The organism is Micromonospora sp. LOL_021 (assembly GCF_048060215.1).
Taxonomy (GTDB): domain Bacteria; phylum Actinomycetota; class Actinomycetes; order Mycobacteriales; family Micromonosporaceae; genus Micromonospora_E.
Window position 1 is genome coordinate 30,390 of record NZ_JBHMIN010000008.1, and the last position, 21,556, is coordinate 51,945.

20 protein-coding genes, 1 tRNA gene and 1 pseudogene are annotated in these 21,556 nt (G+C 70.6%); 9 read left to right on the forward strand and 13 right to left on the reverse strand.

All coding sequences use genetic code 11. From position 1 onward, the window contains the following. Positions 1–35 precede the first annotated feature (35 nt). Both ACFHWT_RS08080 and ACFHWT_RS08085 read left to right on the forward strand, forming a co-directional pair. Positions 36–1,577, forward strand: a complete 1,542-nt coding sequence (locus tag ACFHWT_RS08080) for an alpha-N-arabinofuranosidase (RefSeq protein WP_416593953.1) — start codon at positions 36–38, stop codon at positions 1,575–1,577. 258 nt (positions 1,578–1,835) lie between these two features. Then, positions 1,836–2,534, forward strand: coding sequence for a DedA family protein (locus ACFHWT_RS08085; protein ID WP_416593954.1), 699 nt, complete (start codon positions 1,836–1,838; stop codon positions 2,532–2,534). Between the two features lie 31 nt (positions 2,535–2,565). Here ACFHWT_RS08085 and ACFHWT_RS08090 read toward each other — a convergent pair whose 3' ends face one another. The 3 genes from ACFHWT_RS08090 to ACFHWT_RS08100 form a co-directional block, all read right to left on the reverse strand. Next, the gene (locus ACFHWT_RS08090; protein WP_416593955.1) at positions 2,566–3,006 is read right to left on the reverse strand and encodes an NUDIX hydrolase; all 441 of its coding nucleotides are present in this window, start codon (positions 3,004–3,006) and stop codon (positions 2,566–2,568) included. A 136-nt stretch (positions 3,007–3,142) separates the two neighbouring features. Then, positions 3,143–4,507, reverse strand: a complete 1,365-nt coding sequence (locus ACFHWT_RS08095; protein ID WP_416593956.1) for a cellulase family glycosylhydrolase — start codon at positions 4,505–4,507, stop codon at positions 3,143–3,145. A 257-nt stretch (positions 4,508–4,764) separates the two neighbouring features. Further along, positions 4,765–5,976 carry a LolA family protein gene (locus tag ACFHWT_RS08100; RefSeq protein ID WP_416593957.1) on the reverse strand — a complete coding sequence of 404 codons (1,212 nt, stop codon included), beginning with the start codon at positions 5,974–5,976 and terminating at the stop codon, positions 4,765–4,767. A gap of 136 nt (positions 5,977–6,112) precedes the next feature. Here ACFHWT_RS08100 and ACFHWT_RS08105 point away from each other — a divergent pair, with 136 nt between their 5' ends. Both ACFHWT_RS08105 and ACFHWT_RS08110 read left to right on the forward strand, forming a co-directional pair. Beyond that, complete coding sequence (locus tag ACFHWT_RS08105) at positions 6,113–6,769, forward strand: response regulator transcription factor (RefSeq protein WP_416593958.1); 657 nt, start codon at positions 6,113–6,115, stop codon at positions 6,767–6,769. Further along, positions 6,766–8,286 (forward strand): ATP-binding protein, encoded by a 1,521-nt coding sequence (locus tag ACFHWT_RS08110; RefSeq protein WP_416593959.1) that lies wholly within the window; start codon positions 6,766–6,768, stop codon positions 8,284–8,286. Before ACFHWT_RS08105 ends, ACFHWT_RS08110 begins: the two co-directional genes overlap by 4 nt. Before the next feature lie 1,656 nt (positions 8,287–9,942). Here the strand turns inward: ACFHWT_RS08110 and ACFHWT_RS08115 are convergent. Continuing rightward, positions 9,943–10,872 (reverse strand): annotated as a pseudogene (locus tag ACFHWT_RS08115) (tetratricopeptide repeat protein); the annotation flags it as partial. Positions 10,873–10,930: 58 nt separating this feature from the next. Further along, positions 10,931–11,404 carry a MarR family winged helix-turn-helix transcriptional regulator gene (locus ACFHWT_RS08120; RefSeq protein ID WP_416593960.1) on the reverse strand — a complete coding sequence of 158 codons (474 nt, stop codon included), beginning with the start codon at positions 11,402–11,404 and terminating at the stop codon, positions 10,931–10,933. Positions 11,405–11,454: 50 nt separating this feature from the next. Between ACFHWT_RS08120 and ACFHWT_RS08125 the strand changes: the two genes are divergently transcribed. Together ACFHWT_RS08125 and ACFHWT_RS08130 are read left to right on the forward strand one after the other, a co-directional pair. After that, the gene (locus ACFHWT_RS08125; protein ID WP_416593961.1) at positions 11,455–11,976 is read left to right on the forward strand and encodes a VOC family protein; all 522 of its coding nucleotides are present in this window, start codon (positions 11,455–11,457) and stop codon (positions 11,974–11,976) included. A gap of 94 nt (positions 11,977–12,070) precedes the next feature. Then, positions 12,071–13,036: a hypothetical protein gene (locus ACFHWT_RS08130; RefSeq protein ID WP_416593962.1), complete on the forward strand. Its 966-nt coding sequence runs from the start codon at positions 12,071–12,073 to the stop codon at positions 13,034–13,036. Here the strand turns inward: ACFHWT_RS08130 and ACFHWT_RS08135 are convergent. From ACFHWT_RS08135 to ACFHWT_RS08155, 5 genes are all read right to left on the reverse strand, one after another. After that, on the reverse strand, positions 12,987–13,538 hold the full coding sequence (locus ACFHWT_RS08135; RefSeq protein WP_416593963.1) for a potassium channel family protein: 552 nt from the start codon (positions 13,536–13,538) through the stop codon (positions 12,987–12,989). The genes ACFHWT_RS08130 and ACFHWT_RS08135 overlap by 50 nt on opposite strands. Before the next feature lie 73 nt (positions 13,539–13,611). Then, the gene (locus tag ACFHWT_RS08140; RefSeq protein ID WP_416594048.1) at positions 13,612–13,791 is read right to left on the reverse strand and encodes a DUF4236 domain-containing protein; all 180 of its coding nucleotides are present in this window, start codon (positions 13,789–13,791) and stop codon (positions 13,612–13,614) included. An 89-nt stretch (positions 13,792–13,880) separates the two neighbouring features. Further along, complete coding sequence (locus ACFHWT_RS08145) at positions 13,881–14,336, reverse strand: RrF2 family transcriptional regulator (RefSeq protein WP_123600883.1); 456 nt, start codon at positions 14,334–14,336, stop codon at positions 13,881–13,883. Next, a complete protein-coding gene (locus ACFHWT_RS08150; protein WP_416593964.1) occupies positions 14,291–15,280 on the reverse strand; it encodes a helix-turn-helix domain-containing protein in 990 nt (329 codons plus the stop codon). Before ACFHWT_RS08150 ends, ACFHWT_RS08145 begins: the two co-directional genes overlap by 46 nt. A gap of 181 nt (positions 15,281–15,461) precedes the next feature. Then, positions 15,462–15,893 (reverse strand): SsgA family sporulation/cell division regulator, encoded by a 432-nt coding sequence (locus tag ACFHWT_RS08155; protein WP_416593965.1) that lies wholly within the window; start codon positions 15,891–15,893, stop codon positions 15,462–15,464. A gap of 299 nt (positions 15,894–16,192) precedes the next feature. Between ACFHWT_RS08155 and ACFHWT_RS08160 the strand changes: the two genes are divergently transcribed. From ACFHWT_RS08160 to ACFHWT_RS08170, 3 genes are all read left to right on the forward strand, one after another. Beyond that, positions 16,193–16,762: a TIGR02611 family protein gene (locus ACFHWT_RS08160; RefSeq protein WP_416594049.1), complete on the forward strand. Its 570-nt coding sequence runs from the start codon at positions 16,193–16,195 to the stop codon at positions 16,760–16,762. A 61-nt stretch (positions 16,763–16,823) separates the two neighbouring features. Then, positions 16,824–16,898: transfer RNA gene (locus tag ACFHWT_RS08165), tRNA-Val, on the forward strand. 364 nt (positions 16,899–17,262) lie between these two features. Continuing rightward, positions 17,263–18,114 carry a fumarylacetoacetate hydrolase family protein gene (locus ACFHWT_RS08170; RefSeq protein ID WP_416593966.1) on the forward strand — a complete coding sequence of 284 codons (852 nt, stop codon included), beginning with the start codon at positions 17,263–17,265 and terminating at the stop codon, positions 18,112–18,114. Positions 18,115–18,255: 141 nt separating this feature from the next. Here ACFHWT_RS08170 and ACFHWT_RS08175 read toward each other — a convergent pair whose 3' ends face one another. The 3 genes from ACFHWT_RS08175 to ACFHWT_RS08185 form a co-directional block, all read right to left on the reverse strand. Continuing rightward, on the reverse strand, positions 18,256–19,374 hold the full coding sequence (locus ACFHWT_RS08175) for a polysaccharide lyase family 7 protein (protein WP_416593967.1): 1,119 nt from the start codon (positions 19,372–19,374) through the stop codon (positions 18,256–18,258). 142 nt (positions 19,375–19,516) lie between these two features. After that, the gene (locus ACFHWT_RS08180; protein ID WP_416593968.1) at positions 19,517–20,269 is read right to left on the reverse strand and encodes an IclR family transcriptional regulator; all 753 of its coding nucleotides are present in this window, start codon (positions 20,267–20,269) and stop codon (positions 19,517–19,519) included. Positions 20,270–20,278: 9 nt separating this feature from the next. Further along, a complete protein-coding gene (locus tag ACFHWT_RS08185) occupies positions 20,279–21,340 on the reverse strand; it encodes a LacI family DNA-binding transcriptional regulator (protein ID WP_281554211.1) in 1,062 nt (353 codons plus the stop codon). Positions 21,341–21,556: the final 216 nt, after the last annotated feature.

Genomic DNA, 21,556 nt, shown 5'->3' on the forward strand with positions numbered 1-21,556 from the left:
CCGCACCCGTGCACCTTTTGTGGAGGTACGTCCCGATGGCGATGGTCGACCCGGCAGTGCCCCGCCCGGTGACGGTGCACATCGATCCGGCGTTCGCGGTTGCACCGGTTCGACGCCGTACCTTCGGATCCTTCGTCGAACACATGGGCCGGTGCGTGTACACCGGGCTCTACGAACCCGACCATCCGACCGCCGACGAGCGCGGACTGCGCCGTGACGTGCTCGACCTGGTCCGGGAGCAGGGCGTATCAGTGGTCCGCTACCCGGGGGGCAACTTCGTCTCGGGCTACCGCTGGGAGGACGGGGTGGGGCCCAGAGACCAGCGTCCCACCCGGCTCGACCCGGCCTGGCACAGTATCGAGACCAACGCTTTCGGGTTGGACGAGTTCGTCAGTTGGGCGCGGTCCGCCGGGGTCGAGCCGATGTTGGCGGTGAACCTGGGCACCCGGGGTCCCCGCGAGGCGATGGACCTGCTGGAGTACGCCAACCATCCGCGCGGCACGCAGCTGTCCGATCTGCGCCGGGCGCACGGCCGGCAGGCCCCGTACGACATCCGGATGTGGTGTCTCGGCAACGAGATGGACGGGCCGTGGCAGCTGGGCCATCAGACCGCCGACGAGTACGGGCGACGGGCCGCCGAGACGGCCCGGGGGATGCGGATGATCGACCCCGATCTGGAGCTGATCGTCTGCGGCAGCTCCGGTCCCGCCATGCCGACCTTCGCGGCCTGGGAGGCGACCGTCCTGGAACACACCTACGACCAGGTCGACTACGTCTCCGCGCACCTCTACCACGAGGAACAGGACGGGGACCTGACCAGTTTCCTGGCCTCATCGGTGGAGATGGACCGATTCATCGGCGACATCGTGGCTACCTGTGACCACGTCCGGGCCAAGACCCGTAGCAGCAAGCGGATGCAGATCTCGTTCGACGAGTGGAACGTCTGGTACATGCGCCGGTTCCTCGCCGAGGGCGTACCGACCGAGTGGGTCCACGCACCGTCGCTCAGCGAGGACGATTACACCGTCGCCGACGCCGTGGTGGTGGGCACCTCGCTGATCACCCTGCTGCGCAACAGCGACCGGGTGGCCGCCGCCTGCCAGGCTCAGCTGGTCAATACGATCGCCGCCATCCGAGCGGAGCCGGGCGGTCCAGCCTGGCGGCAGACGATCTTCTATCCGTTCGCGTACACGGCGCGCCACGCCCGGGGGACGGTGCTGCGGGTGGAGTGCGGCACCACCGGGCCGGTCGTCGAGACGGCACGGTACGGCGAGGTGCCGCTGCTGGACGTCGTGGCCACCCACGACGACGACGCGGATCAGTTGGTGATCTTCGCTGTCAACCGTGGGCAGCGGGAGTCCCTCGTGCTCGACATCGATCTGCGGGCGTTCCCCGGCTACCGGGTCGTCGAGCAGTGCGTGCTGACCGACCCGGACGTGCGGGCCGCCAACACGTCGGCGCAGCCGGACCGGGTACGTCCCCGGACCCTTCCCGGTCCGGCCGTCGACCAGGGACGGCTGTCGGTGATGCTGCCGTCCGTCTCCTGGACGATGGTGCGGCTGGCGACGTCGGGCTGACCCGCCTGCCGGTCCGGCGGGCGGCGTCGGCGCCGTGCCGGCTCGCGACTGTCTGTGGTCTGACGACCACGTGTGTGCTTGACGGCGTTCGCCGGGCGCGCGTCGCGTAGCGCTTAACCGGTTAAGAAGTCGGGTGTCACCTCTCTGTGGTGGGGAGTACGCCCATGACGCCCCGGCGCCGCATCCGTCGGACCGTCACGGGCACCGCCCCGCAACTGCTAACGTCGGGTCCGCCGCCCCCCGCGAGCGGGGGGTGCTGTGCTGAGCGACTGGCTGCAGCGGTTGCTGTCGATGGACGGTGCGCTGATCTACCTGCTGGTCGGGCTTCTGGTCTTCGCCGAGGACGCGCTGTTTGTCGGCTTCGTGTTCCCCGGCGAGACCGCTGCGGTGCTCGGCGGCGTCGCCGCCAGCCTCGGCACCATCTCGCTACCCGGTATCACCGTGGTCGTGGTCAGCGCGGCCGTGGCCGGCGACACCACCAGCTACCTGATCGGCCGGGCCCTGGGGCCGCGGCTGCTGCGGATGCGCTTCCTGCGCAAGCGGCAGGCCTGGGTGCGGCGGGCGCAACACCAGTTGGCCGTACGGGGCGGCACCGCGGTCTTCGTCGGCCGGTTCGTGACCTTCTTCCACGCGGTGATGCCCGCCCTGGCCGGCGCGGCACACATGCCGTACCGGCGGTTCTTTCTCTACAACGTCGCGGGCGCGCTGGTCTGGGGGATCGGCACGGTGCTGATCGGCTACCTGGCCGGCACCTCGTACGCCGCGATCGAGGAATTCGCCGGGCGGGCGGCCGCCGTCGTGGTCGCGGTGCTGGCGCTCGGGGCGCTCGTCATCTGGCGGCTACGGGCCGCCCGCCGCGAATGTGCACCCGACGCGGCGGCCGGCCAGCCGAAATCCGGTCGTCACCGGCCCGGCCGAGGCCGTGACGGCTGCGACCGGTCCGGTGACCATGTCTGACGACCAACCAGCTACGCCTGACGACGAACCCTTACGCCGGCACCGGCAGCAACTCCGCCATCCGCAGCGCGTCCGCGGTGGGCGGCGACAGCGGCAGCCGGTCGATCTCGTCGATCGGCACCCACCGGATGGCGTCCGCGCTGCCGCCGACCTCGGTGACCGCCGGCTCGCCCGGCCCGACCCGGGCGCTGTGCAGCAGCCCGACCACATGCCAGTCCGTGCCGTTGCGGTGCGCCAGGTACGACCGCACGTCCAGCAACCGCGACGACATCACCTCCAGCCCGGCCTCCTCCTGCAACTCCCGGGTGAGCGCCTCGCCGGGCTGCTCGCCCGGATCGAGACCACCTCCCGGCAGATGCCACGCACCCGGCTCGAACACCGGAGACGCATCGGACAACCGGCTCAGCAGCACCGCCGAGTCCCGGACGATCACCGCGTACGCGCCCACCCGCAGACGAGGACCTTCGCTCACCGTAAACCTCCAGCTCGTAGCGATTTGCCAATGCCCACACCGGCCGCCGGCCGGCTCAGCTGAGCGACGCCGGGTGTGCCGGTGGCCGGACGGGTACCCGCCCGGCCACCGGTCACACCTGCAGTGGCGGCTGCGACTACCGCGCGGCGCAGGACAGCGTCGGCACCGGGTTGCTGCCGTTCCAACTGCCGATGAAGCCGAAGGTCGTGCTCTGTCCGGCGCCGAGGTTGCCGTTGTAACTGACGTTGGTCGCCGAGACACTCGCCCCGTTGCTGGTGACGGTGGCGTTCCACGCCTGGTTGACCGACTGACCGCTGGCGAACGTCCAGCTCACCCGCCAGCCGCTGAGCGCCGAACCGCCAGCGGTCACCCGTACCTCACCCTGGAAACCGCCCTGCCACTGACCGACCACCGCGTACGTCGCGGTGCACGCCACGGCCGGGGGCGCGGTGGTCGGCGGCACTGTGGTGGGCGGCACCGTGGTCGGGGGCGCGGTGGTCGGCGGCGGCGTCCCGCCGCTGTAGACGGTCGCCTCCCGTGCGGTCTCCCGAATCCCGTTGGTGCCGTTGAACAGCCGTTGGCCCCACGAGGTGAGGCTGTTGACGTTGAAGTTGTTCACCATGTCGAGATACTCGACGCCGCCGCTGTTGCCGCTCCACGACCAGCCGAGCCAGCCGATGCCATGCTGGGAGGTGTACGACAGGATCGAGTCCTCGTCCGGGTTGCCGTCGGAATGGTTGTGCCCGAACTCGCCGACCACGATCGGCAGACCGGCCGAGCGGAACCGGCCCAGGTAGTCGCTGATCTCGGCGGCGGTGTCGAACACGCCGTACATGTGGATCGAGAAGATCAGGTTGCGGGCCGGGTCGGCGTTCCACACCGCCTGCGCGTTGTCGCGCATCGTGAAGGTCCAGTCCTGTCCCCAGTTCGGTGCGTCGACCATGATCGCGTGCTCGAAACCGGCGGCGCGCAGCCGCTGCACGGCGCTCGTGGTGTGACTGGCCCAGTTCTGGTAGCCGCTGTTGCCGAACGGCTCGTTGCCGATGTTGATGATGACGTAATTTTCCTGGCCGCGCAGCACGCTGGCCAGGCCGATCCAGTAGTCGGCGGCGGACGCCAGGGTGGCTGCGGCCCCCTCCTCGCCGTACCCGGTGGTGTCGTGCACCTCCAGGACGCAGATCAGCCGGTTGGCCTTGCACAGCGAGATGACGTTGGCGACGTCGCTGGCATCGTTGCGGGTCCACCGGTGGCCGTTGCTGAGCACCACCCGGACCGCGTTCGCGCCCAGGGACTTGATGTTGGCGAAGGAGTTGGTCTGGCTGGGGTACCAGGTGTGTGCGTGGTTGACCCCGCGCAGGACGAACGGAGTGCCGTTCGCCTCGACCAGCCGGCCGTCGCTGACGTGCAGGCCGACGGCGGCGTGCGCGGGCTGGACCAGCACCACGACGGACGTGACCAGGGCGAGTAGCGTCGCGGCCGCGACGCTCAGACGTGTCTTCATGACCTACCTCGGGTAGCGGCCCGTGGGTGACCCACGGGGACGAAAGACACCGGCTGACCTGGCCAGCACGGTGTCGGCGACTACCCGGCCCTTCGCGCAGGCATCAGAGTAGACCGGCGCTTTCCCGCTACGCAACCGGTTAAGTTGATCCAGCCCTGGTATCGGTCCACGCCTCTGCCTGATCATGCCCTGCAAACGGCACTACCGGCGTCGATGCCCAGTGATCCGGGGTCGACGCCGGTAGTGGACCGGTCAAGTCAGCGGGTCTCGTTCGCCACCTCGTACAGCCGCTCCGGCGTCACCGCGCCGGCGAACAGCCGGCCGTCGTCGGCGATCAACACGGTGAGCAGCGCACTGGAGAACAGTCGGCCGCTGCCCCACGGCCCGTCGACCGCCGGCAGGTCACCCAGAATCCGCATGACCTGGGCGCCCTCGGCAGAGTCCCCGGTGTGCTCCTCGGCCGCCGCTGCCGCCTCGGCCGGCGGCGTGACCACCAGGACGGTGCCCCAGCCGCTGCCGACCGTACGGACCGAATCCTCGCTGTCCGCCCAGCCCTGCGCCAGCTCATCCAGCATGCCGCCCATCTCGGCGTCGCCGGGCAGCTGGTCCGGACCCCGGGAACCGTCACCCGGCGCCGCGACCTCGTCCTCGCCCGCCTCGATCACCTCGGTGCCCGGCGGTGGGTTGAAGACGAACTGCTCCTCATCCGGTGTATCGAAGCTGACCTGGGTGAACGCCGTCTCGATAGCGGCCCGGTCGGCACCGGTCGGATAGACCGCGAACCGCAGCGGCACGTACTCCACCGAGTCGATCGCGATCCGGATCTCCTCAACCAGCGAGTCCTCGTCGCGCGGGGTGAGCACCAGCTCGTACGCGGTACGCCCGGCGAGCTCCGCCGAGCGGCCCACCGACACCTCGGTGCTCGGGTCGATCGCCGCCAGCACCTGGTCGGCTGCCGCCTGCGGGGTGACGGGCAGGTCCGGCGCCGGATCGGCGCCGGCCCGCCGGTCCGCCGCGTCGGCGTCGTCGCCCTCGGCCGGCAACTCGAAGTGGGTGGCCTGCTGCTGCTGGCTGGACCAGATCCAGACGTCCCGCCCATTGCGGATGACGTCGGTCTCGCCCAGCGTGCGGACCATCGCCAACCGGGCCTGATCCGGACCGGCGTACCAGACACGCAGGGTCTGCGTGCCGTTGATCAGTGAGCCCAGCCCGTTGCCGGCGCCGATCTGACCGGCCAGGTTGAGCGCCGCCGGCAGGCCCAGCTCGGCGCGGTGCACGACCGTCCCGGACATGCCGTCGACCTCGGCGGTCTGCAGGTCGACCAGCAGCTGCTCGGCGCTGCGCGGTGGCAGGACCGGGTCAGCGGACGCGGCGAGTGCCCCCACGGCCACGCCGCCGCCGACGAGTACCGCCGCCGACGCGGTGGGGACCAGCCAGCGCATCGCCGGCCGGGATGTGAATACCGACATCTTCGTACCTCCTGCCACCCATCGTGCGTCGGGTGTACTGAGACGTTGCTGAGAGCGGGTGGCCAAGCTGAGAACACGCTCAGCGAGGGCGGTCACGGGTAACCCGGTCGTCCACCCATGATGGCACCCTTGACCGGTGCGTGTGCTGGTGGTGGAGGACGAGGTCCGGCTGGCCGATGCCCTGCGGCGTGGTCTGCAGGAGGAAGGCTTCGTCGTGGACGTCGCCGCGACCGGGCCGGCCGGGCTGGAGCTGGCCCGGCGCGGCGGTTACGACGCGATGATCCTCGACGTGATGCTGCCCGGACTGTCCGGCTACCGGGTGGTGCGCCAGCTGCGTGCCGAGCGGAACTGGCTGCCGGTGCTGATTCTGTCCGCGAAGGACGGCGAGTACGACCAGGCGGACGGCCTCGACTGCGGTGCCGACGACTACCTGACCAAGCCCTTCTCGTACGTGGTGCTGCTGGCCCGGCTGCGCGCGCTGCTGCGGCGCGGCGCGCCGCAGCGGCCGGCCGTGCTCACCGCCGGTGACCTGAGCCTCGACCCGGCTCGGCGCCGGGTCACCCGGGCCGACGCCGAGGTGGCGCTCACCGCCCGTGAGTACGCCCTGCTGGAGTACCTGATGCGACGCGCCGGCGAAGTGGTCTCGAAGATCGAACTGCTCGACCACGTCTGGGACGCCAGCGTCGACACCGCGCCGAACGCCGTCGAGGTGTACATCGGGTACCTGCGCCGCAAGGTCGGCCGGGATCGGCTGGAGACCATCCGGGGTGCCGGCTACCGGCTGGTCCCATGACCGGTCGACGGTCTTCGGTGGCGTACCCCGGTCGGTGGCGGGCGTACCTGCGGGTCCGGCTCAGCCTGCGCACCCGGCTGACCGCGATCAGCGTGTTGGGTCTCGCCGCCGGCCTGGCCGCCGGGGCGATCGGGCTCACCGCCGTTCTCGCGCTGGCACTGGAACGTAGCGCCGACGCCGACGCCCGGACCACCGCCGACGCGATCGCCCAACTGGTCGCCGCCGACGCGGTGCCCGACCCGTTGCCGGTGGCCGGCAACGACGTACGGGTGCAGATCGTCGACGAGCGGGGACGGATACGGGCCGCGTCCATCGGCGCCGACCGACTCGTCCCGATGCTCTACGCGGGCGAGCGGGAGGAGCTCGCCGCCGAACCGACCGGGGCGGTCACCGTGCCGGGTGCCCGGCTCGGTCTGCGCGGCCCGGTCCGGGTGATCGCCCAACCGGCGGGCGGGCCGGCACAGCCCCGTACCGTGCTGGTCGCCCGGTCGATGGCCGACATCAACCGCAGCCTCGCCCTGGTACGGGTGATCCTGCTGATGACGTTTCCGCTGTTGGTGGCCGCGGTCACGGTGATCGTCTGGCGGGCCGTCGGGGCGACGCTGCGGCCGGTGGAGAAACTGCGGGCCGGCGCGGCCGAGATCACCGGTGGCGAACAGGCCGGCCACCTGCCGGTGCCGGGCGGCGGCGACGAGATCCACCGGCTGGCGGTCACCCTCAACGACATGCTCGACCGGCTGGAGGCCGCGCGGGCCCGGCAACGCGCGTTCGTCGCCGACGCCGCTCATGAGCTGCGCAGTCCGCTGACCAGCCTGCGTACGCAGCTTGAGGTGGCGCAGCGGCTCGGTAGCCGGACGGACTGGCCGGCGGTCGCCGACGACCTGCTGGCGGACAGTCAACGGCTCAGCCGCCTGGTCGACGACCTGCTGCTGCTGGCCCGCGCCGACCAGCGGGCCGACCAGTCCGGTGTGGTGCTCGGCCCGGTCGGTCCGGTGGAACTGGGTGAGCTGGCCGCCACGGTGGCCGCCCGATATCCACGGCCGGTGCGGGTGGTGCCGCCGGGCCGGCCGCTGTGGATCGCTGGCGACCCGGACGCGCTGGTCCGGGTGCTGGCCAACCTGCTGGACAACGCGGTCCGGCACGCCCGTTCCGAGGTGCTGGTGACCGCCCGACCGGCTGGGCCCCACTGGCATGAGCTGCTGGTCACCGATGACGGTCCGGGCGTTCCGCCGGCCGACCGGCAACGGGTCTTCGACCGGTTCACCCGGCTCGACGACGCGCGGGCCCGCGACGCCGGTGGCGCCGGGCTCGGACTAGCCATCGTCGCCCAGTTGGTCCGCCGGCACGGCGGCACTGTCGAGCTGGCCGATGTGGGGCGGGCGGCGGATGTGGGGCTGGCGGACGATGCGGCGGGACGCGACGGTGGGGCGGCAGGATTCGGCGGTGCCCGTACCGGACTTCAGGCCCGGGTCCGGCTTCCGGCAGACCCGGTGGACGACGAGCCCGGCCCGGCATAGACCGGGTTGGTCACCGGGCGTTCGCTGCCCGGTCCGTACAGACCGGGTTGGTCACCGGGCGTTCGCTGCCCGGTCCGTACAGACCGGGTCGGCCTGCCCGATCACGTCGGCCGAGTAGACCACGGCGACCGTGAAGCAGTAGTCCATCGACTCGTCCAGCCCGTACGCGACGAAGCTGTCCGCACCCGCCGGCAACGTCATGAAGGCCCGGGGCTGCTGATCGCTGCTTCCCCCGGAGATCAGCACCTGTCCCTCGGCGCCCGCCGGGTAGGTCCAGGTCAACGTCACACTGTCCCGGTTGTCGCGCAGACCCACGCCGCCCGGCGCGGTACCCGGTGCGGCCGTCGGCGCAGCGCTGGTCGGCGTACCGGTCGGAGGGTGGACCTCGGCCGGTGCCCCGGTCTGCCCGGATGGCGTCTCGTCGACCAGGCTGACGCCGGCCACCACCGCCGCCGCGCCGAGCAGGACCACGACCACTCCGGTGAACACCAGCATCGGCCCGCGTGGGCGGGCAGCGGTCGTCACCGGCTTGGGTACCGGCACCAACTGTCCTCGCTGCCGCCGGACCGGAAGATTCCTGCGGCGGTCGGGTATCCGGCTGAGTTCGCGCCGTGGCAGTCGGGACAGTGTCCCGGTGCTCCGGCCCGTGCCGGTGGCGCCGGTTCCGATGGTCGCGCCGGCTCCACTGGCCGCGGCGCTCGCGGCCGGTCCGTCCGTGGCTCCGGTGCCCGACCCGTCCGTGACCTCGACGTGGCGGACCGCGGCCTCGGCATCGACCGAGGCGTCCGGGTCCGCGAAACCCTCGTCGGTCACCGGTGGTGCCGGCTCCGGTCGAGCGCCTGCCCCGTCGGGCACCCGTGGGTTGGGCACGAAGGCAGGACTCTCCGGCGGCACCGGCTCGCCGGGTACGGCCGCCGGGTCGCCCATGGAACTGCCGGCCGTGGGACTGTCCGCCGCTGATGGGCCGGTCGCTTGCCGGAACCGGACCGGCCCGAACGGACTGACCGGGCCGGCGGCGTCCGAGGCGTCCGGTCGATCTGGACCATCCGGTCGATCTGGTCCGTCCGGTCGATCCGCAGCGGTCGCAGCGGAGCCGTCGCCGGCATCGGACTGCTCGGGCGGCCACCACGGTTCGTCGAAGAGCCAGATGCCAGGTGACCCGTCCTGGTCGGCGGGGCCGGACGATGGCAGATCGACCGGCACCCGGGGCGGTGGGATGCTGGCCGGCCGGCCGTCGGCCGGGTCGGGTTCGTCCGGTTGGCGCTGGTCGCCTCCCTGCTCCCGCCCGGTCGTGTTCCGCCCGGCAGGGGAGGGGTCGTCGGTCAGCCAACCACTGGGCGACCAGAGCGGGTCGTCGGCGTCGCCGCCCGCCGGCTCCCGTTCGATCCAGCCGTGCTGGGTCCACGGCCGGCCGCTGCCCAGCTCAGCCGCCGGGTCGGGCACCGATTGGTCCACCGGCTGGTCTGGTGGGTCGAGCCAGGGCGGGTCGGCCCGGTGTCGTCCGTCCCGATGGGCGCGCGTCTCGTCGTCGCTTGACTGGTCGGTGGTCGGCGTCGCCGACGGTGCGCTCGGTTGCGTCCAGAACGCCGCCGACCAGCGGGGGTCGGCTACCTCAGTGACCGGTGGTTCCGGCTCGATCCAGCCGGGCTCGGCCCAGGCCGGACCGGTAAGCCGATCGCGCCCGGCGGGATCGGCCGCCGGAGCCGCCAACCCACTGGCCGGCCTGGTGCCGGGCGGCCAGCTGCCCTGGTCCAGGCCGTCACCGTCGTGGACCGCACCGCCGTTGTCGTCCGGCCGACGGATCGGGCCCGGGTCGCCGTTGTCGTCCGGACTGCGGTCCGGACCCGGGCCGTCGGTGTCGTCCGGCCCATCGTCGACCGGTCCCTGCCCGCCACAGCGGTGCGCCGGATCCGCTGGCGCCTCGGCCAGCGCGGCGACCTGCCCGACCAGCGGATGGTCCGCCGGCAGGCGGGTGCGGCACAGGTCGATGGCGAGCGACAGGCTGACGTCGGACTCGGCGAGCCGGCCGCAGTCGCGCTGCATCGCGCCGAGCCGGGCCAGCATCTTGATCCCGGCCGGATGCCCCTCCCCGTACACCTCCCGGTGCAGTTCCCAGGCATCCTCCAGCCGGTCCCGGGCGATGTCGCACTCGCCGCAGGCGAACTCGACGGTGGCGAGGTCCGCGTGGGCGGCCAGGACCCGGAGCGACTCCGGGCCGTCGATGGCGCAGAGTTCGTCGATCACCTCGCGGTACAGGTGCGCGGCGCGGGCGTCGCTGCCCACCCGGTGCAGGACGGCGGCGAGGGTGGCGGCGGCCCCGATGGTCCGTTCGTCCGCCGTGCCGTGCAGCCGCTGGTTCGCCGAGTACGCGTACGCGGCCCACGCCCGCGCCGCCGGTGCCTCGCCGAGTGCGACCGTCACCCGGGCGAGTAGTCCGGCGGCCTCCGCCTGTTCGGTGCTGGCGTGTGCGGGACGCGGGTCGGTGTCGGCCAACGCCGTGGCCAGCAAGTTACGCGCGCCCGGCAGGTCGCCGACGCTGATCAGGCCGTGCGCCTGCGTGGTGATTTCGCCCAGGCCGAGAGACACGTCCCATCGTGCGTGTCCGACGACGGTCTGTACAAGGGTCTGATGTGGGACAGTTCGCTCATGGTGGCGGATTGTTACCGGCTAGATGCTTGACTAACGCTTCGCTGATGATCCGTAGCTGATCGACCTGTTCCGGGGTCAGCTGGTCGAACAGGTGTCGCCGGACCGCGTCGACGTGGCCGGGCGCGGCGGCGGTGAGGGCGGTGAAGCCGGGCTCGGTGAGCACCGCGAACTGGCCGCGCCGGTCGGTCGGACACTCCTCACGGCGGACCCAGCCGATTTGTTCCAGCCGGGACACGGCGTGCGACAACCGACTGCGGGAGGAGTCGGTGGCGTCGGCGAGCTCGCTCATCCGCAGGGTGCGCTGGGGCGCTTCGGAGAGCCGGACCAGGATCTCGTAGTACGCGTGTGGCATCCCCGCGCTCGCCTGCAGTTCGCGGTCCAGGGTCGCGGCCAGCGTCCTGGTGGCGTAGAGGTACGCGCGCCAGGTGCACTGTTCGTCGTCGTCGAGCCAGCGGGTCATGACCACCATCATACCGGAAGTCGTTGAGAGTTAAACTAACTCGCGCTAGCCTTCACGACATGGGAATCCACCGTCTCAACCACGCCGTGCTGTACATCTCGAGCCTTGACCGGAGCCTGGCGTTCTACCGGGACGTGCTCGGGTTCTCCGTCGTGCCGATGACCCCCGACGGCTTCTCCGGCGCGGCCTTCCTGCAGGCACCCGGCTCCACCAACGACCACGACCTCGGCCTGTTCGAGATCGGTGGGCACGCCGCGCCGTCCGGCGCCGGTCGCGGCACCGTCGGCCTCTACCACCTGGCCTGGGAGGTGGACACGCTCGACGAACTCGAGCTGCTCGCCACCCGGCTCGCCGCCGCCGGCGCCCTGGTCGGCACCTCCGACCACGGGACCACCAAGAGCCTGTACGGCCGGGATCCGGACGGGCTGGAGTTCGAGGTCGTCTGGCTGGTCCCCGCCGACCGCCTCGACGAGCAGGCGCTCGCCGCCCGCAAGCGGATCCGGCCGCTCGACCTGGCCCGGGAGAAGCAGCGGTACGGCTCCCGGACCCGCGGTGGCGTCGGCGTCTCGGTGCCGGGCTGACCGCCTGGCCGGCACCGAGCCGAGTCCGGCCGCGCCGGCGGCTCGGCCGGCCCCGCCCGTGCGGGCTGTGACCCGGGCCGGTAGAACGGACGCCATGACAGCCGAGCCGGCGGGCCGGGTCCCGCGCGACCTGTTGCTCCGCCACCTGAGCACCTGGGTTCCCGCCGCGCTGCGCCAGGCCCGTCGCGCCACCTTCGTTCAGGCGTACCAGGGCCCGCCGGGGGCCACCGCGGACGCCGCGCTGCGCGCCGTCGCCGACCACCCGGAACTGGTCACCAGCCGGCACCTGACGGTCGTCACGGTCACCTCCTCCGGTGCCGAGGCGGACCCGACCGGGCTGCCGGCGGCGGTGACGGCCCATCTGCTGCCCGGCGGTCCGGAGCTGCTCCCGGTGGCCGTGACCGCCGCCGCAGCCGCCAACGCACCACTGTTGTGCCACCTCGACCTGGCCGGTGGCCCGCTGCCCGGATCCGCCGTGTGGCGTGCGTCGACGGCCGGCCGCCCGGCCGAGCTGCTGGTGGTCGGAGCGGCTTCGTCAGCTGAGCTGCGCCCGGCGTTGACCGCAGCCGGCTTTCCGCTGGTCAGCGTCGTCGAACTGGTGCCGCCCGGGGCGGCCGGGCAGGTCGACGGCGGTACGCCGTACCCGGTCGCCTTCGCCACCGGGTCCGGCAAACGCATCGAGGCGTTCAAGGAGGCGCTCTGGGAGGTCGGCCCGCCGGGGTGGAGGCTGCGTGCCGCCGACGATCCGCAGACGACGGCTGTCGCCGGGCAGGAGCCGGACTCGCCCGTCGCCGGGCAGGAGCCGGACCACGGGCTCGCCGCGCTGCGTGACCGGCTGCACGCTCATCTCGTCGAGTGCGGCTCTCGGACGGTCGCCGAGCTGCGCAGCTTCACGGTGACCGGGACGGTCCACCGGGCCACCGACGCCAACCGGGCGCTGGCCGGTCTGCTCGCCGCCGACCAGGTGCGGCGCCGGCCGGCGGACGGCCGGTTGGCCGGCGACGTGGAGATCACCCCGACCGCCCCGGCTGCCGGCGGGCGTACTCCGTCCACCGCCTGACCAGCAGCGACGCGCCGGTGGCGAGCACTCCGACACTGAACACCATCTGGACGCACACCGCGGCGCGGGCGAGTTGGCCCTCGGCGTGCACGTCGCCGTACCCGACAGTGGTGAGCGTGCCGATCGCGAAGTAGAGCGCGTCGGTCTTCGTCGTCATGTTGACGAACTGGTCCGGGTCGCTGAACGAGATGACCAGGTCGGCCAGCGCGAACACGACCACGCCGCCGACCAGTGCGATCGCCAGCCGGGTGAGGCGTACGTCGGACGGATCGGCGGTGATCTGGTCGCGGATCTGCTGCAGCACCAGCGCGGCCACCAGCGCCACGCCGACGACGGTGACCACGGCGCGGACCGCGAGATGCATCCCCGTCACCCCCGGCTCCACCGGAACCAGGTAGTAGAGCAGGACCATCAGCAGGCAGATGGCAGTGGTACGCCGGACCTCGGCCCGGCGGGGATTCCGGGTACGGGACCGGGCATCATCTCCAGCTATATCGGACATAGGGTCATTATTCCTACAGAACGAAGGCCCAGCGGTCGATCCCGCCGAGCCTTCGATCGTTGTCCTGCGCCGCTCAGCTACGCGACTTGTCCTGCTTCCACGAGAACGGGCCGGGCAGGTCGTACCGGTGCCTCCTGGCCCGCGAGTTCCACGACCATCGGCCGATCCGGATGGTCCAGGACGAGAACCCGTTCTCGGTGAAGTTCAACTGGATCGGGCCGAACCGCTTCCGCTTACGGAACATGACGCCCATCGCTTGCGTTCCCTCCATCGGCCGTCGGCAGGTGGGCTGGTCAGTTCCCTGCCGCGTCGAGCGGCAAACCCGACCGTCCACATGCCTGACTAGCGGGACTCCCAGGCGTCCGGCTTCAGCGTCAGCTTGCGTACGTGCGCCGGCATCCGGCCGGTGAGTACCTCGGCGAGGCTCACCTCGTCGACCACCTCGCGCAACGCGGCACGTACCGCGATCCAGAGCCGGGGCAGGTTCTCGGCGGCACCGGCGTACCGGGTCTCCTCCGGACGCAGCCCGCGTACCCCGGCCAGCGGCCCGTCCACCGCCCGCAGGATCATGCCGATGGTGACGTCCCCGGGCGGCTGGCTCAGCGTGTAGCCACCCTCCGCGCCGCGCTGTGCCCGGACCACCCCGCCCCGGCGCAGGTCGGCCAGCACCGCCTCGAGGAACTTGCGCGGCATGTCCTGCTCGGCGGCGATCGCCTGGGTGGACATCAGCGTCGGGTACGCGGCAGCCAGGATCAGCGCTGCTCGTACCGCGTAGTCGCCGCGCGCGGAGATCTGCACGCCACCATCATGCCGGTTGCCGCTACCCGGTCGGTCACCGGTGGGCGTTCCCGCAGGTCGGCGCGGAAGCTCCCCGGGCTGCACCCCACCTCGCGCTGGAAGAAACGGCCGAAGTTCGTCGGCTCGGGGAAGCCGAGGCGCGCACCGACCTGGGCCACCGGCAGGTCGGTCGCCGCGAGCAACCGCTTGGCCTGCAGGGCCACCCGGTCGTCGATCACCTGTTTGGCGGTCCGCCCGGTCACGGTGAGGCTGGCCCGGGTGAGGGTGCGGACCGCGCAGGACATCCGTTCGGCGTACTCCTCGACCCGTCGGCTGCGCGCGTGGTCCCGCTCCACCTCGGCCCGGAACCGCCAGAAGGTGTCCCACCTCGACGAGCCGGCCCCGGTGGCCTCGTCCGCCGGTGCGGGTTCGTCACCGGGGCGGTCGTCCGCAGTGGGGGCACCGAGCGCCGCCGGGGAGGAGCCGTACGGCAGCAGGGCGATCCGCAGCAGCAGGACCCGCAGCTCATGGCGGAGGAGTTCGTCGACGAGCGCCGTCCGCTGGGGTCGCTGGCTGTCCACGACGAGTTGGCTGACCTCGTTGATGATGGCGTCGGCGTCCTCGCCGGTGAGCTGCCAGTGGGCGCGGGCGGGGGGCCGGTCCGGTACGCCTGGTGCGGCGGTCCAGCGCACCACGATCGCGTCCAGACCGTGCTGTCCGCCAGCCTGGACCACCTGCCCGGCGTGGGCCCAGAGCAAGGTGCCGGGTCGGCACGGGTACGCGACGAAGTCGATCTCGTGGCTGCCGTGACCGGCGGTGACCAGTAGCAGTTCGTCGTGGGGGAGCAGCCGTGGTCGGGGTGGTTCGTCAGCAGTCAAGCTGTCACTGAGAGTAGTTGCGCTGATCGCTGGCCCCAGCGGGTCCGGGTCGGACATCCGGCGGGCGAGCTGATCGGGCTGAACCATCGTTTTCGACGGTAACCGCAGCGCGCCGCAACCGCACCCCGGTAGCCGGGCACATCCATATCCCGGCCTCCCGACCTGCGCCCGGGGTGCACCAGCGGCGGGAGTACGGCGCATCGCCGTACTCCCGTCACGCGAAACAGCCGCGGTCCCCGCCGGGTCGGGCGGAGCCGGGCCGTTCCGATCAGCGCCCGGCCAGCAGCCGGTTCACCGCGGTGTCCACGTCCAGGTGGTCGGACTCGCGGCCGCGGGGCACCACCACGTAGGTGCGGCGCAGGAATCGGACCAGTACGCTGCGCGGCACCTCGAACAGCGCGTTGCCGTCCGGGGAACTCAGCGCGAGCGCGACGAAGTCGCCCCGGGGAGTTGTCCACGGCCAGACCCGGACGTCGCCGATCCCGGCCGGTTCGTCGAGCCCGGTCACCAGAAGTTCGCGGGCGAACGACCAGCTGACCGCTTCACCGCCGGCCGACTCCGCGTGGAAGAGCACGTGGACCGCGTACGGATCGCTCGGTTCGTAACGCAGGCTGGCTCGTACCGGCAGCGCGGTAGCGTCAGGCGCGATGAGCCGTAGTGACGTCTCGACCTCGACGGTCGTTGGTCGGATGACACTCATGGACGTTCTCCCCCCGGCACCGCTGCGGGACGCCCGCCCCGCTTTCCCCATACTCCGGCCTTGCATTTGACTACGCTCCGTCTATCGCTGATCTCACCCAGTAGAGGGAAGCGGTTCCGGGATACACTAAAAAGTCCTTTTCAGGTGGCTTGTCCGGATCTGCTGAGGTACTGGGACGTGCCCGGCGTCGGGTGGTTCAGACGTCGACTCACTCCGGTAACGTCCAGTGGTGCCCTGTGGTGACGGGGCGGGCGACAATGAGGGGCAAAATGGCCATAAAACCCTCCTCCGCCAAGCGGATGACCGAGAATTCAACACCGGGTCATGCGCCGTACGACCCGGCGGACGAGACTGTCGGACACGCCGAGTCGGGGGGAGACCAGGTGGGCAGTGACCCGATCGGGCGTCAGGGTGGGAGCGGCGCTCCGGTCGCCGTCACCGATCGTCCTGAACCGGAGGCACCGCGTACGTTGTCCGGGCTGCGCCAACGGATCAGAATGACCCTCGCCCTGATCCGCTCCAACCCCACTGGCCGGATCGCCTTGAAGGTCGGCGTCGGTTTGCTCGGGGCCCTGATCGTGGTCCTCGGTCTGGTGCTGATCCCGCTACCCGGGCCGGGCTGGCTGATCGTCTTCGGCGGACTGGCGGTCTGGGGCGTGGAGTTCCATTGGGCCAAGCGGCTGCTCGCCTTCACCCGACGGCACGTCCAGGGGTGGACCCGGTGGGCGACCCGGCAGAGCTGGCCGGTGCGGCTCGGCATCGCCGGGGTGGGCCTCGTCTTCGTCGCGGTCGTGGTGATCGTCTCGCTGAAGATCGGCCTCGGCATCGACGTGATCGCGAGCTTCCTGCGCTACCTCGCCACCACCTGACCGGTGCGGCACCCCGGATGTGCGCCCGGGCGGGACGATCGGGTACAGTCATCCGCGCTGAGGGCGATTAGCTCAGCGGGAGAGCGCTTCGTTCACACCGAAGAGGTCACTGGTTCGATCCCAGTATCGCCCACCACTTGCAAAGCGAGCGGGGCCCGCAGTGGCGGCCTTGTCATGCAAAATCCGCGTACGGGCGGTCCGCTCGATTCGGCGTATGGCGTGCCGGCTCCTGGTCCGGCGGTGATCCGCCGCCGGACCGGTGTCCCGGTCCATCCGCGCTGACCAACGGGCCAGCGGCACAGCGTCGCACGGGTGGCGACCACCCTGCCCGCCCGGCTGATCAGTCACCGGCTGCTTCGAGGGTGTGCGTCGTCGATTGACAGACCACGCGGGCGTTGACGACACTGCAAGTGTATCGATTTACTGCGCACGGGCCTGGCTGATGCCGATGGCGCCGTCCCGGTCTGCGGCGACTTGTCCTGCTCCGAAGGGAATTGATGATGAAGCTCATGCGGGTCGGCCCAAAGGGCAGCGAGCGACCGGTACTCCTCGTCGGGGGCCGTCACTTCGATCTGACCAGCGTCACCGCCGACATCGACTCGGCCTTTCTCGGCGGTGACGGCATGAACCGGGTACGCGCTGCCATGGCCGCCGGGGGTCTTCCGGAGGTCGATGTCCGGGGTGCCCGCGTCGGTGCGCCGATCGCCAGGCCGGGCACGGTGGCCTGCATCGGGCTGAACTACTCCCGGCATGCTGCGGAGTCCGGCACCGCTCCGCCGGCCGAGCCGGTCGTTTTTCTCAAGGCTTCGAACACGGTGGTCGGGCCCTACGATGACATCGTGATCCCGAGAGGCGCGGTGAAGACCGACTGGGAGGTGGAGTTGGCGGTCGTCATCGGCCGGCGGGCACGTTACCTCGCGTCACCAGCCGAGGCGGGCGACGTCATAGCGGGATACGCCGTGTCCAATGATCTGTCCGAGCGTGACTACCAGATGGGTGATGCCGGCGGCCAGTGGGTCAGGGGCAAGAGTTGCGAGTCGTTCAACCCGATGGGGCCATGGCTGGTCACTGCCGATGAACTGGATGATCCGCAACGCCTCACCCTGCACAGCTTTGTGAACGACCAGCCTCGTCAGCACTCCACCACACAGGACATGATTTTTGATGTGCGCCACTTGATCTGGTATCTGAGCCAGTATCTGGTGCTTGAGCCAGGTGACGTCGTCAATACTGGTACGCCGGAGGGCGTCGCGTTGTCTGGCCAGTTCCCCTACCTGCGCGTGGGGGATGTGGTGCGGGTCGGCATCGAAGGACTGGGCGAGCAGCGCCAAGTCTGTCGCGCCGCCGATTGACTCTGCCGTCGGTGCCGGTTATCGGAGCCGAGGTCGGGCGCTTCCGCGGAATCTGCCCGCTCTGACCTGCGGCGCCAGGTTCGGAAGCGACCCGAGGACGCCGCGCCGCCCGGGGTGTGAGCCCCCGGGCGGCGGCCAGCTTCAGGAGTGGGTAACGGTGATATCGAAGATTCGAGTTTGCCCGTAGTTGTCGCCGCTGCACGGCGAAGAGTTTGAGCAGTTCGCCTGAGTGTAGGCGCCGGCTTTGAAGTAGGCGCCGGAGAAGTTTTTGGCGATGGTGGTCTGCAGGACGCCGTTGTAGTACGCCCTCACCTGCCCGCCACTGACCACGAACTTGGCCTCGAAGCGGGTGCCCAGCTGGTAGTTGCTGGTAACCAGCTTGTGGTGGGTGTCATTGTCGTTGGTGACGTAAAGGCTGGTGCCCTCCAATCGGAAGACCGTGACGTCGTCGTCCGAATCGTGGATCTGGGCCACGACCACGTGCGGCTTCGTCGATGGAAGCCTGTCGAACGCGGCGTCCACGACCATCGTGTGTGTGCCGGAGGTCGACGACCAGCTCGCGTGGGCGGCTCCGTTGTTCGTCATCTCACGCAGCTCCGACCGAGCGTAGCTGGAGCCGCCCGTGGTCACCCCGTTGACGGGGGAGCGGAACTGGACCGACTGGCACGAGTCCGCAGCGACGAAATAGGGGGAGATCTGAAAGTCGTTCAGGGCGGGCTGCTTGATTTCGGTCGGGCTGCCGGAGGAGCCGGTCGGCAGCGTGATCTTCCAATTGGTCAGGTCGAGCACGTCTGCCGGGACGGTGCAGTCGCCACCGCCCCCGTCAGCGCCGTAGACCTGCATCTCGGTGATGCTGTTCCAGTTGTTGGCCGTGTTGCCGTAGCCAACGACGCGTACGTACCGGGCCGACCGGTCGGTGAAGTCGTGGTCCTCGACCTGTAAGGTGCTGCCGCTGCTCTGTCGCTGGGGGACGACAGTGATCCACGAACTGGCGTCGGTTGAGGTCTGAACGGTGTAGGTGGCCCGGCGTTGGTCGCCTTTGTACCAGGCGATGCCGACCGATCCGATCTGCTGGTTGGCACCGAGGTCGAGTCGGAGCCAGGAGCCGTCGCCCTGGGCGGACCAGCGAGTGGAGAGACTTCCGTCAATGGCGTTGGCTGGCCCGTTGCCGTCGTGGGAGCTGGCAGTCGCTGCCGTAACGGGCAAGCCGGTCGTGGCGTGCGCGGACAGTGTGGTCAGTGCGGAGCTGGCGACGACCACGGCTACGGGCAGCGCGAGGACTGCGATACGTCTCATTATGGGTCCTCAGTAGTGAGAGTTCCTATATGTGAACTACGTCGCACTAGTGCCGAGTGACCATAGAAGAAGATGACTGGAAGGTCAACGGCGTATTTCGAAGTTGTTAGATCCGACCCGTCAGGCCGGCGGTGGTCGCTGCCCGGATTGCGTCCGCGAGTTCACTGGCATGCGCCTCGGTCAGCTCGCCGTCGGTGACGCAGACGCCGATCGCGTCGTGCGGGCCGAGCTTGGCCGGGGCGGCGACCGCCACGCCGCGGCCGCCGTTCGGGCCGGCCGGCACCTGGTCGACAGCATGTCCACGCTCGACCACCCGCCGGAGCTCTTCGCGGAGCGCTGCGAGAGCGTCGGGAGGCAGGGTTGGTGAGGCGGACAGCATCCGTGCCAGCGACTCGTCGTCGTCGGCCACTCGGGCCAGTACGACGCGGCCGATCGCCGTGGCGTACGCCGGGGCCGGCCAGCCCGTCCGAAGCATCGGTGCCACGTCGACCTCTTCCCGCGTCAGCAGGGCGACCATGTGGCCACCGACCAGCCGCCCCAGTTGCACGGTGGTCTTGAGCCGGCGGTGCAACAGGTCCACGACCGGGGTGAGCCGGCGGACCGCGCGGTCGGTACGCAGGTAAGCTGCACCGGTCCGCAGTGCTTGGACGCCCAGCCCGTAGCGGTATCCTGCGGTGTCAGTCTCAACCCAGCCGCGCTGCACGAGGGTGTGGAGCAGTCCGTGCATGCTGCTCTTGGGGATACCCAGGGCGCGGGCGAGTTCCACGAGGGTGCGCCGGTCCGCGGTGGCGGCGAGTAGCTCCAGCAGCTCGACGGTGCGGTCTGCCGATTTGACCCGGGGGACGCCGCCTGTTGTCATCGTGGTGCCCTACTTCCTCACTTCCGGTACCGGGCCCGTCGACGTGCGGACCACCAGCTCTGGGCGGAGCAGCAGCGACTGGCTCGGGCCGGATTCGGTGTTGTCGATCCGGTCCCGCAGGTGCCGGAACGCGGCTGCCGCCATCTCCGCGACCGGCTGACGTACGGTCGTCAGTGGTGGTGCGGCGAGGTCGGCGAGCACGATGTCGTCGAAGCCGACGACTGAGATGTCCTGGCCTACCCGGAGCCCTGCGTCCCGGATGCCGGCGCTGATTCCGAGGGCGCACATGTCGTTGATGGCGACGATGGCGGTGGGGCGGTCCGAGGTCCGCAGCAGCGCGTTCGCGGCGGTGCGACCGAGCCCGGCGGCGTCGAGATCTCCGTAGGGCTCCTGCTCTGCGCCACCGGACCAGACAATCGTTTCGGCCGGGTCCAGGCCGGCCTGCTCGAGTGCGTCGGTGAAACCCCGGAACCGTTCCCGGCGGTTCACGCTGCGCAGCGACCCCGAGACGAAGGCGATGCGTCGGTGGCCGAGCTGTAGCAGGTGGGCGGTGGCCAGGTGGGCGCCCACCACGTTGTCGACGCTTATGTTGACCAGGGTTCCCGGGTCACCGGCCTGAGCGGTGCGGTCGAACGCGACCAGGCTGAGCCCGGTCTCGACGAGTGGCAGTACGTGATCCAGCGAGGGCAGCGAGGAGCAGAGGACGACGCCCCGGATGCCGTCGGCCCAGAGCTCCTCGAGGTAGCGCCGTTCCCGGTCGGGTTCCCGTTCGCTGTTGCAGAGCAGGACGTGGTAGCCGTCGCTCAACGCGGCCCGTTCGAGGTAGCGGGCGAAGCTGCCCCAGAACGGATTGGCGACCGACGGTACGACGAGCCCGATCACCTGGATCCGGCCGGTGCGCAGTTGCCGGGCCGCCCGGTTTGGCCGGTAGCCGAGCCGGTCGATCGCGGCGGCCACCCGGATGCGGGTCTGGGGGAGCATCCGGCCGGGGCGTCCGTTGAGGAAGTTCGACACGGTGCTGGGCGAGACGCCCGCCTCGCGGGCTACCTGGTAGATCGTCACACCGCTCACGTCGCGTGCTCCCCCTTGTTGGCGATCTGAACCAGCTGAGTGTAGAGGTTTACCAGCTCGTGACCGCCCCTGGGCCTACCAGTAAAGCCGGTGTTTCGGTGCCGTGTCTAGCCATTGACATGTCTGTACCTCGCTCCTAGCCTTGCTGCAACGATCCACCAGTAAATCGATGCAAAGTCCTTCCTGCCACGAGCTAGATCGTGGTGTCGCAGCTAC

What these genes read in the sequence shown, in the direction of transcription:
- ACFHWT_RS08080 (WP_416593953.1), top strand. Translation starts at nt 36, where the DNA reads ATGGCGATGGTCGACCCGGCAGTGCCCCGCCCGGTGACGGTGCACATC.
- ACFHWT_RS08095 (WP_416593956.1), bottom strand. Translation starts at nt 4,507, where the DNA reads ATGAAGACACGTCTGAGCGTCGCGGCCGCGACGCTACTCGCCCTGGTC.
- ACFHWT_RS08100 (WP_416593957.1), bottom strand. Translation starts at nt 5,976, where the DNA reads ATGTCGGTATTCACATCCCGGCCGGCGATGCGCTGGCTGGTCCCCACC.
- ACFHWT_RS08110 (WP_416593959.1), top strand. Translation starts at nt 6,766, where the DNA reads ATGACCGGTCGACGGTCTTCGGTGGCGTACCCCGGTCGGTGGCGGGCG.
- ACFHWT_RS08120 (WP_416593960.1), bottom strand. Translation starts at nt 11,404, where the DNA reads ATGGTGGTCATGACCCGCTGGCTCGACGACGACGAACAGTGCACCTGG.
- ACFHWT_RS08125 (WP_416593961.1), top strand. Translation starts at nt 11,455, where the DNA reads ATGGGAATCCACCGTCTCAACCACGCCGTGCTGTACATCTCGAGCCTT.
- ACFHWT_RS08130 (WP_416593962.1), top strand. Translation starts at nt 12,071, where the DNA reads ATGACAGCCGAGCCGGCGGGCCGGGTCCCGCGCGACCTGTTGCTCCGC.
- ACFHWT_RS08135 (WP_416593963.1), bottom strand. Translation starts at nt 13,538, where the DNA reads ATGTCCGATATAGCTGGAGATGATGCCCGGTCCCGTACCCGGAATCCC.
- ACFHWT_RS08140 (WP_416594048.1), bottom strand. Translation starts at nt 13,791, where the DNA reads ATGGGCGTCATGTTCCGTAAGCGGAAGCGGTTCGGCCCGATCCAGTTG.
- ACFHWT_RS08150 (WP_416593964.1), bottom strand. Translation starts at nt 15,280, where the DNA reads ATGGTTCAGCCCGATCAGCTCGCCCGCCGGATGTCCGACCCGGACCCG.
- ACFHWT_RS08155 (WP_416593965.1), bottom strand. Translation starts at nt 15,893, where the DNA reads ATGAGTGTCATCCGACCAACGACCGTCGAGGTCGAGACGTCACTACGG.
- ACFHWT_RS08160 (WP_416594049.1), top strand. Translation starts at nt 16,193, where the DNA reads ATGACCGAGAATTCAACACCGGGTCATGCGCCGTACGACCCGGCGGAC.
- ACFHWT_RS08170 (WP_416593966.1), top strand. Translation starts at nt 17,263, where the DNA reads ATGAAGCTCATGCGGGTCGGCCCAAAGGGCAGCGAGCGACCGGTACTC.
- ACFHWT_RS08180 (WP_416593968.1), bottom strand. Translation starts at nt 20,269, where the DNA reads ATGACAACAGGCGGCGTCCCCCGGGTCAAATCGGCAGACCGCACCGTC.